Source organism: Iamia sp. (assembly GCF_035575815.1).
Lineage (GTDB): Bacteria > Actinomycetota > Acidimicrobiia > Acidimicrobiales > Iamiaceae > Iamia.
This window is the reverse complement of the sequence record NZ_DATLXO010000038.1, coordinates 22434-29690: the sequence shown is the minus strand read 5'-3', so window position 1 is coordinate 29690 and position 7257 is coordinate 22434. Positions and strand designations below refer to the sequence as shown.

8 protein-coding genes are annotated in these 7257 nt (G+C 73.7%); 4 read left to right on the top strand and 4 right to left on the bottom strand.

The genetic code is table 11. From position 1 onward, the window contains the following. From VNL12_RS03530 to VNL12_RS03520, 3 genes are all read left to right on the top strand, one after another. Positions 1–575 (top strand): HemK/PrmC family methyltransferase (locus VNL12_RS03530; RefSeq protein ID WP_325591534.1); only part of this gene is annotated, 575 nt, incomplete at its 5' end. Beyond that, the gene (locus VNL12_RS03525; RefSeq protein ID WP_325591533.1) at positions 572–1204 is read left to right on the top strand and encodes an L-threonylcarbamoyladenylate synthase; all 633 of its coding nucleotides are present in this window, start codon (positions 572–574) and stop codon (positions 1202–1204) included. The genes VNL12_RS03530 and VNL12_RS03525, both read left to right, overlap by 4 nt. 148 nt (positions 1205–1352) lie before the next feature. Then, positions 1353–1532, top strand: a complete 180-nt coding sequence (locus tag VNL12_RS03520; RefSeq protein WP_325591531.1) for a hypothetical protein — start codon at positions 1353–1355, stop codon at positions 1530–1532. A gap of 141 nt (positions 1533–1673) precedes the next feature. Here the strand turns inward: VNL12_RS03520 and VNL12_RS03515 are convergent, their stop codons facing one another. From VNL12_RS03515 to VNL12_RS03500, 4 genes are all read right to left on the bottom strand, one after another. Beyond that, positions 1674–2789, bottom strand: coding sequence for an MraY family glycosyltransferase (locus VNL12_RS03515; protein ID WP_325591536.1), 1116 nt, complete (start codon positions 2787–2789; stop codon positions 1674–1676). Positions 2790–2965: 176 nt separating this feature from the next. Beyond that, positions 2966–4219, bottom strand: a complete 1254-nt coding sequence (gene glyA / locus VNL12_RS03510; RefSeq protein ID WP_325591530.1) for a serine hydroxymethyltransferase — start codon at positions 4217–4219, stop codon at positions 2966–2968. Between the two features lie 126 nt (positions 4220–4345). Further along, on the bottom strand, positions 4346–4873 hold the full coding sequence (rpiB, locus tag VNL12_RS03505; RefSeq protein ID WP_325591528.1) for a ribose 5-phosphate isomerase B: 528 nt from the start codon (positions 4871–4873) through the stop codon (positions 4346–4348). Beyond that, a complete protein-coding gene (locus VNL12_RS03500; protein ID WP_325591527.1) occupies positions 4873–5448 on the bottom strand; it encodes a hypothetical protein in 576 nt (191 codons plus the stop codon). The genes rpiB and VNL12_RS03500 overlap by 1 nt, the downstream gene beginning before the upstream one ends. 105 nt (positions 5449–5553) lie before the next feature. Between VNL12_RS03500 and VNL12_RS03495 the strand changes: the two genes are divergently transcribed. Next, positions 5554–7065 carry an acetyl-CoA acetyltransferase gene (locus tag VNL12_RS03495; protein ID WP_325591525.1) on the top strand — a complete coding sequence of 504 codons (1512 nt, stop codon included), beginning with the start codon at positions 5554–5556 and terminating at the stop codon, positions 7063–7065. Positions 7066–7257 lie beyond the last annotated feature (192 nt).

Here is a 7257-nt window from a genome sequence, read left to right as displayed (position 1 = left end):
ACCGCCGGGCCCGGACCACGCCCGGCGGTGGCCCGATCGACGTCCCCGTCGTGATCGACCTCGGGTGCGGAAGCGGGGCCATCGGCCTGGCCGTCGCGGCCGAGCGCCGCACCGTCGAGGTCCACGCCGTCGACGTCGAGCCCGGCGCGATCGAGGTGACGAGAGCCAACCTGGCCGGCCTCGGGGTGGCCGGCGCGGCGGTCACTGTGCACGAGGGCTCGTGGTTCGCCCCTCTGCCCCCGCACCTGGTCGGACGGGTCGCCGTGGTGGCCTCGAACCCGCCCTACGTGGCGGCCGACGAGCCCCTGCCCCCCGAGGTCGCTGACTGGGAGCCCATTGCCGCCCTCGTCCCCGGCCCGACCGGCCTCGAGGCGGTCGAGGTCATCGTCGCCGAGGCCCCGACGTGGCTGGCCCCCGGGGGCGCGCTGGTCGTCGAGATCGGTGCCTCTCAGGGCCCGGCGGCGCGACGTCTGGCCGAGGCGGCCGGCCTCGTCGACGTGGAGGTCCGTCCCGACCTGGCCGGCCGCGAGCGGGTGCTCGTCGCCCGAGCCCCCGCGCCGTCGCCGACGCGGTGACGACCCACGCGACGGACGGCGCGGAGGCCGACCCCGGGCTCGTCGACCGGCTGTGCTCGGCCCTGCTCGCCGGGGAGCCGGTGGTGATGCCGACTGACACCGTCTACGGCCTGGCCATCCTGCCGGGGGTGCCGGGGGCGACGGCTCGCCTGTTCGCACTGAAGGACCGCCGGCCCGACACCCCGCTGGCGGTGCTCGTCGCCGATGCTGACGCGGCTCGCACCCTGTCGCGCCCCCTCGGTCCTGAGGTCGACCGGATCGTCGAGCGGCTCTGGCCCGGCGCCCTGACCCTGGTGCTGCCCCGCGCCGCCCCCGTTGCGGTGTGGGACCTCGGCGCCGACCCCCGCACGATCGGGGTCCGCTGCCCCGACCACGCCCTGGTGCGCGCCGTCGCCCGCCGGGTGGGGCCGGTCGCAACCACCAGCGCCAACCGCCACGGCGAGCCCACCCCGTCGACAGCGGCGGAGGCGGCGGCGACCCTGACGGGGCCGGTGGCGATGGTGGCCGACGGCGGTCCCCTCCGGGGCGCCGCCTCGACGGTGGTCGACGTCACCGGCCCGGGCTGGACGCTCCTGCGCGAGGGCCCGGTCGACATCGCCGCCGTGCACGCTGCGGCCCAGGGGCAGTGACATCGGTTCGCGGGCCCGTCGTCCTTGTGCGAGTCGGTCGTGCGTGGTTGGGTGAGCGGGTGCACGCGCTGAGCCGCTCCCGAGGGCGAACCGGTGAGCGAACGCTCACCGGCCGGTGTCGGTGTGCTCATCGGTTCGAGGGGGCGGGGTGCTGAGCGGCACCCGCGTCGGCGTGGCGTTCATGGTGGCCGGCGCCATCCTCATCCTCCTGGGCACCCTCGACGTGGGTCGTGACGACCTCATCCACACCGTGGCCACCACGCTCGTCGTGTTCGGGGCGGTGGTGCTGTCGGTCGCGACCGAGGGCAACGACCAGGCCGCCGACTGACGTCGACTGGCGTCGACTGACAGGGCGCACCACTTCTCATCCCGAACTGGTCACGGATCCGGGGGTTCCCGGCCCCGATGTGGCGACCAGTTCGCTCGGACCGTTGGGGCGGAGGGTCCGGCTGAAAGGGTCCGGCGGCCCTCAGGCCTCGATGTCGCGGGTGCGGCGGGCGCCGGGGTGCAGGTAGGTGTAGAGGATCAGGCCCAGGGCGGCTATGCCGATGGGCACGAACGCGTCGCCCCGCCGCGTGTAGACGGGGAAGAGGACGAACGCGGAGAGCAGCCCGGTCCAGGTCCAGAGGATCAGCACGCTGCGGCGCTGGCCGTGGCCCAGGCGCATGAGCCGGTGGTGGAGGTGGTCCTTGTCGGCGTGGGCCGGGCTCTGGCCCTTGCTGGCCCGGCGGATGATGGCCCAGAGGGTGTCGAGGAGGGGCACGCCCATGATGAAGAACGGGATCAGCGGCAGGTAGAAGAAGAACACCTGACCGCTGAAGGGGTTCGAGCTCTGCCCGCCGACGAGCATCGTCGAGCCGGCCAGGATCACCCCGAGCATCAGGGCCCCGCCGTCGCCCATGAAGATGCGGGCGGGATGGAAGTTGTAGGGCAGGAACCCGATGCAGATGCCGACGACGATGATGGCGAGCAGCGGGCTGGGGTTGTCGGGCCGGATCACCTCGACGTCGACGCCGGCCAGTCGGTGACCGTAGAGGAAGAAGGCCCCGGCGGCGATGGCGACGATCCCGGCGGCCAGGCCGTCGAGGCCGTCGATGAAGTTGGTCGCGTTGGCCATCATCAGCACCCAGATCACCGTCACGAGGGGAGCCAGGTCCGACGAGAGCAGCACGTCGCCCGCGAACGGCACCCGCAGCACGGCCATGGCCGCGCCGAAGAAGTACAGCGCCGTGCCCGCCAGCACCAGCCCCGACATCTTCGCCGGCGGCGAGACCGGCCGGGCGTCGTCGACGGTGCCGATGGCACACGCGAAGGAGGCACCGAGGGCGACGCCGATCGCCGCCCGAGGGGCGTCGAAGATCTCGGCGAAGGCCTCGAGGCGCCATGCCACCAGCAGCGCGCCGAGGAAGCCGATCAACATGGCCACCCCGCCGAAGTAGGGGGTGGGGATCTTGTGGACCCGGCGCTCGTCGGGCTGGGCCATCACCCCGACCCGCCTCGACACCCACCCGGCGACGGGCGTCAGGACGAGGGTGAGACCGAAGGCGACGGCGAACACGGTGCCGTAGGCGGCCGTCGACGGCATCACCGCCGCCCGGTGGCGGGGGTGGGCACTGGAGGCTGAGGGTCCCGCATCGCGCTCGACGCTACTGCGGGGCTCGGCCTCAGCCGGGGCGTCCGGCGTCGGTGGCGACTCCCCTCCTGTGGGCAGGATTCCCCACCGGGCGTGGATCGGGCACTCAGAACGGGCGGGTTGGGGTGTCAGGCCTCCAGGCCCGGGTACGGCGCGAACCGCGAGCAGAGCTCGCGGACCTCGGCCCGCACCGAGGCGAGCACCGCAGCGTCGCCGCGCCGGGTGAGCACGCGGTGGATCAGGTCGCCGATGGTGGCCATCTCGGCGACGCCCATGCCCTGGGTGGTCACCGCGGGGGTGCCGATGCGCAGCCCGCTGGTGATGTACGGCGGCCGGGGGTCGTCGGGCACCGTGTTCTCGTTGAGGCTGATGCCGGCGGTGTCGAGGGCCAGGCGGGCCTTCTTGCCCGAGAGCTCCGGATCGACGCTGCGGAGGTCGACGAGCATGAGGTGGTTGTCGGTGCCGCCCGAGACCAGCCGGAGGCCGTGGCCGCCGAGGCGCTCGGCCAGGGCGGCGGCGTTGGCCACGACCGCCTGCGAGTAGCCGGCGAAGGACGGGTCGGCAGCCTCGGCGAAGGCGAGGGCCTTGGCCGCGATGACGTGGTCGAGGGGTCCGCCTTGGAACCCGGGGAACACCGCCTTGTCGACCGCCGCGGCGTGCTCGGCCCGGCTGAGGATGCAGCCGCCTCGGGGGCCGCGCAGCGTCTTGTGGGTGGTGAAGGTGACGACGTCCGCGTGGGGCACGGGGTTGGGGTGGACGCCGCCGGCGATCAGCCCGGCGATGTGGGCGGCGTCGAACATGAAGAGGGCGCCGACCTCGTCCGCGATCTCACGGAACGGCACCGGGTCGATGATCCGCGGATACGCGGTGGCGCCGGCCACGATGATCTTGGGCTGGTGCTCCTTGGCCAGAGCCCGGACCTGGTCGAAGTCGATCCGCTCGTCCGACGCGGTGACGCCGTAGGAGACGAAGTGGTACAGGATGCCGCTGGCGTTGACCGGTGAGCCGTGGGTGAGGTGGCCGCCCTGGTCGAGGCGCAGGCCGAGGACGGTGTCGCCCGGCGCCAGCATCGCCAGGTAGACGGCCATGTTGGCGTTGGCCCCCGAGTGGGGCTGCACGTTGGCGTGCTCGGCGCCGAAGAGCTCCTTGGCCCGTTCGCGCGCCATCTCCTCGGCCCGGTCGATGACCTCGTTGCCGCCGTAGTAGCGCTTGCCCGGATACCCCTCGCTGTACTTGTTGGTGAGCACCGACCCGGTGGCCCGCAGCACCGCCGGCGAGGCGAAGTTCTCCGACGCGATGAGCTGGAGGGTCGAGTTCTGGCGGTCGATCTCGTCGCCGATGATCGAGAACAGCTCGGTGTCGTCGACGTGGGGCCAGGACATGGGTCTCCTCGGGGTTCGGTGTCGGCGCAGCCGATGCCGTCAGGGGGTCGCATCGTGTCGGCGGAGTCGACGTTCTCAGGGTGGTGGGTGGGGTCGGCGGACGTGGGTGGGGTCGGAGGACGTGGATCAGGTGGGGGAGCCTGCGCCCCGGGCGCGGGCGGTGGCGCCGGGAGCGAGGCGGTCGATCAGGGCATCTTGGGCCGCGGGGTCGGCGGCCAGCGAGGCGATCTCGGCGAGCTGCTCGACACGGCGCACGTGGCGGGCGCCCTCGAAGTCGGTGGTGAGCCAGAGGGACACGATCTCCTCGGCCAGGCCGGTGCCCACGATCCGCCCGCCGAGGGCCAGCACGTTGGCGTCGTTGTGCCGGCGGCTCATGCGGGCGGTGTAGAGGTCGTTGCCCAACGCGGCCCGCACCCCGCGCACGGCGTTGGCGGCCAGGTGCTCGCCCTGGCCCGAGCCACCCACGACGATGCCGCGATCGACGGCGCCCGAGCTCACGGCCCGGGCCACCGCCGCGCAGTAGGCGGGGTAGTCGACCGACGCCTCGGAGTCGGTGCCGGCATCGACGACGTCGTGGCCGAGAGCGGTCATGAACGGCACCAGGTGGGCCTTGAGGGGGTAGCCGGCGTGGTCGGAGCCGAGGGCGATGCGCATCAGGGCGAGTCTGCCCGAGCGGGCCCACCGACCGGGAAGGCGAGGGCGACGAAGCGGTCGACGAGGTCCTCGATCTCCACCGCGCACCGCTCGTAGAACCGTCGCGACCGGCCCATCGGATCGGCGACGTCGTCGGCGGGGTCGTCGCCCATGAGGTCGCGGGCCCGCCGACCCAACCCCAGACGCCCGATCCAGGCCTCGACCGACTCGCTCCCGTCCTGACCGTCGATGAGGCGGGGACCGACCACCTCGGCTCGCCGCACCAGCTCGCGCAGGGTGAAGGTCCGGGCGATGGCGTCGGGCTCCAGCACGACCGCCTCGCGGACGTGTTGGCGGGTCATGCCGATCAGCAGGTCCGCGGTCGCCACCTGTCCCGGGGTGAGGGGGACGCTGCGGTGCGCCCCCAGGTCGAGACCCCGGCGGCCCATCGCTCGCATGCTCCCTTCCGACGCGGGGGCACCCTCGCTGATGAGGCCGGCCGAACCGACGCGGGCCTCGACGCCGAGGCGGGTCAGGCGGTCGCGGAGCAGGGCCTGCCCCATCGGCGAGCGGCATTGGTTCCCGGTGCAGATCACGAGGACGTCGATGGTCGGATTGTAGTGACCCTCGGGGCCGCCCCTACCGTTGCGACTCGCTCCTGACCGGCCGGTCAAGCGCCGCCCTCTTGCCGGAGGCCACCCATGCCCGCCCCCGTCGCCCGAACGCTCGACCCGCGCCTTCCCGTCCTGGTGGGCGTGGGTCAGCTGAACATCCGGGTCGACCGGGGCGAGGCGCCGGCCGAGCCCACCGAGATGCTGGCTCGCGCCGCGCGCCAGGCCGCCGCCGACACCGGTGTGGCCGACCCCGGCGCCCTGCTGGCCGGGCTCGACACGGTGGGCGTGGTCGACATCCTCTCCTGGCGCTACCGGGACCCTGCGGCCCTCGTCGCCGCTGCGCTCGGGGCCGATCCGGACCGGCGCTGGGCGACCGTGGCCGGCGGCAACTACCCCCAGACGCTGCTCAGCCGGGCCGCGACCGACATCGCCGCCGGGCGGGCGGACTTGGTGCTGATCGGCGGGGCCGAGGCGTGGCGGACCCGCACCGCGGCCCGGGCCTCGTCGAGCGACCTCGGCTGGACGGTCCAGGACGAGGGGGCCGCGCCGACCGACCGGTTCGGCGACGACACCCCCCTCGCGGCGCCCGACGAGATCGCCCGCGGCCTCTTCCTGCCCGTCGCCCTCTACCCGATCTTCGAGAGCGCCCTGCGGGCTGCCGCCGGCCGCACCCAGGCCGAGCACCAGCGGGTCGTCTCCGAGCTGTGGGCCGCCTTCAGCGAGGTGGCGGCGGCCAACCCGCACGCCTGGATCCGCGACGTCCGCAGCGCGGAGGAGATCCGCACCGTGGGGTCGGGCAACCGGATGATCGGGCACCCGTACCCGAAGGTGATGAACTCCAACAACAGCGTGGAGCAGTCCGCCGCGCTGGTGCTGTGCTCGGTCGAGCGGGCCCTCGACCTGGGGGTGCCGACCGACCGCTGGGTGTTCCCCTGGTCCGGCACCGACGCCCACGACACCTGGTGGGTGGGCAACCGGGTGTCGCTGCACCGCTCGCCGGCCATCGGCATCGCCGGGACCAAGGCGCTCTCCCTCGCCGGGGTCGGCATCGACGACCTGGCGCACGTCGACGTGTACTCCTGCTTCCCCTCGGCGGTGCAGGTCGCGGTGGACGAGCTGGGCCTCGGCTACGACCGTCCGCTCACCGTCACCGGCGGGCTGAGCTTCGCCGGCGGCCCGTGGAACAACTACGTCTCGCACTCCATCGCCACCATGGCCGATACGCTCCGGGCCGACGCCGGGGCGGTGGGGTTCGTCACCGCCAACGGCGGCTTCCTCACCAAGCACGCCTTCGGCGTGTACTCGACGAGTCCGCCGTCAAGGGGCCGCTTCGCCCACCGCGACTGCCAGGCCGAGGTCGACGACGTGGGCTCCGTCCCGCTGGTCACTGACTGGGAGGGGGCCGTGCGCATCGAGGGTGCGACGGTGATGCACGACCGCGACGGTGCCCCGGAGAAGGCGTTCATCGCGACCCGCACGCCCGATCGTCACCGGGCCTGGTGCACCAGCACCGCGGAGGACGTCATGAGCCTCATCACCGACGACGAGCCCGTCGGCCTGGCCGCCCACCGCGCCGCCGACGGCACCCTGACCCTCTGACCGACCCCCCGCCGATCGAACTGGGGCACGAAGGGGTCGCCGGGACGGCCGCCGGGTGCCCCAGGACCAGGCGCCGTTCCGAGGTCGTCGGCCGGCAGGGGGGCGTAGGGTCGGCGCGGCGACCTCGCCGGCGCGAGGATGTCCGGCACGTCGCCGGGCCCCGGCGCGCTGCCGCAGCGTGAGGTTTGCAGA

Coding starts and splice junctions, on each gene's coding strand:
- VNL12_RS03515 (WP_325591536.1), bottom strand. CDS start 2,789: ATGCCGTCGACGGCCGCCTACGGCACCGTGTTCGCCGTCGCCTTCGGT.
- glyA (WP_325591530.1), bottom strand. CDS start 4,219: ATGTCCTGGCCCCACGTCGACGACACCGAGCTGTTCTCGATCATCGGC.
- rpiB (WP_325591528.1), bottom strand. CDS start 4,873: ATGCGCATCGCCCTCGGCTCCGACCACGCCGGCTACCCCCTCAAGGCC.
- VNL12_RS03495 (WP_325591525.1), top strand. CDS start 5,554: ATGCCCGCCCCCGTCGCCCGAACGCTCGACCCGCGCCTTCCCGTCCTG.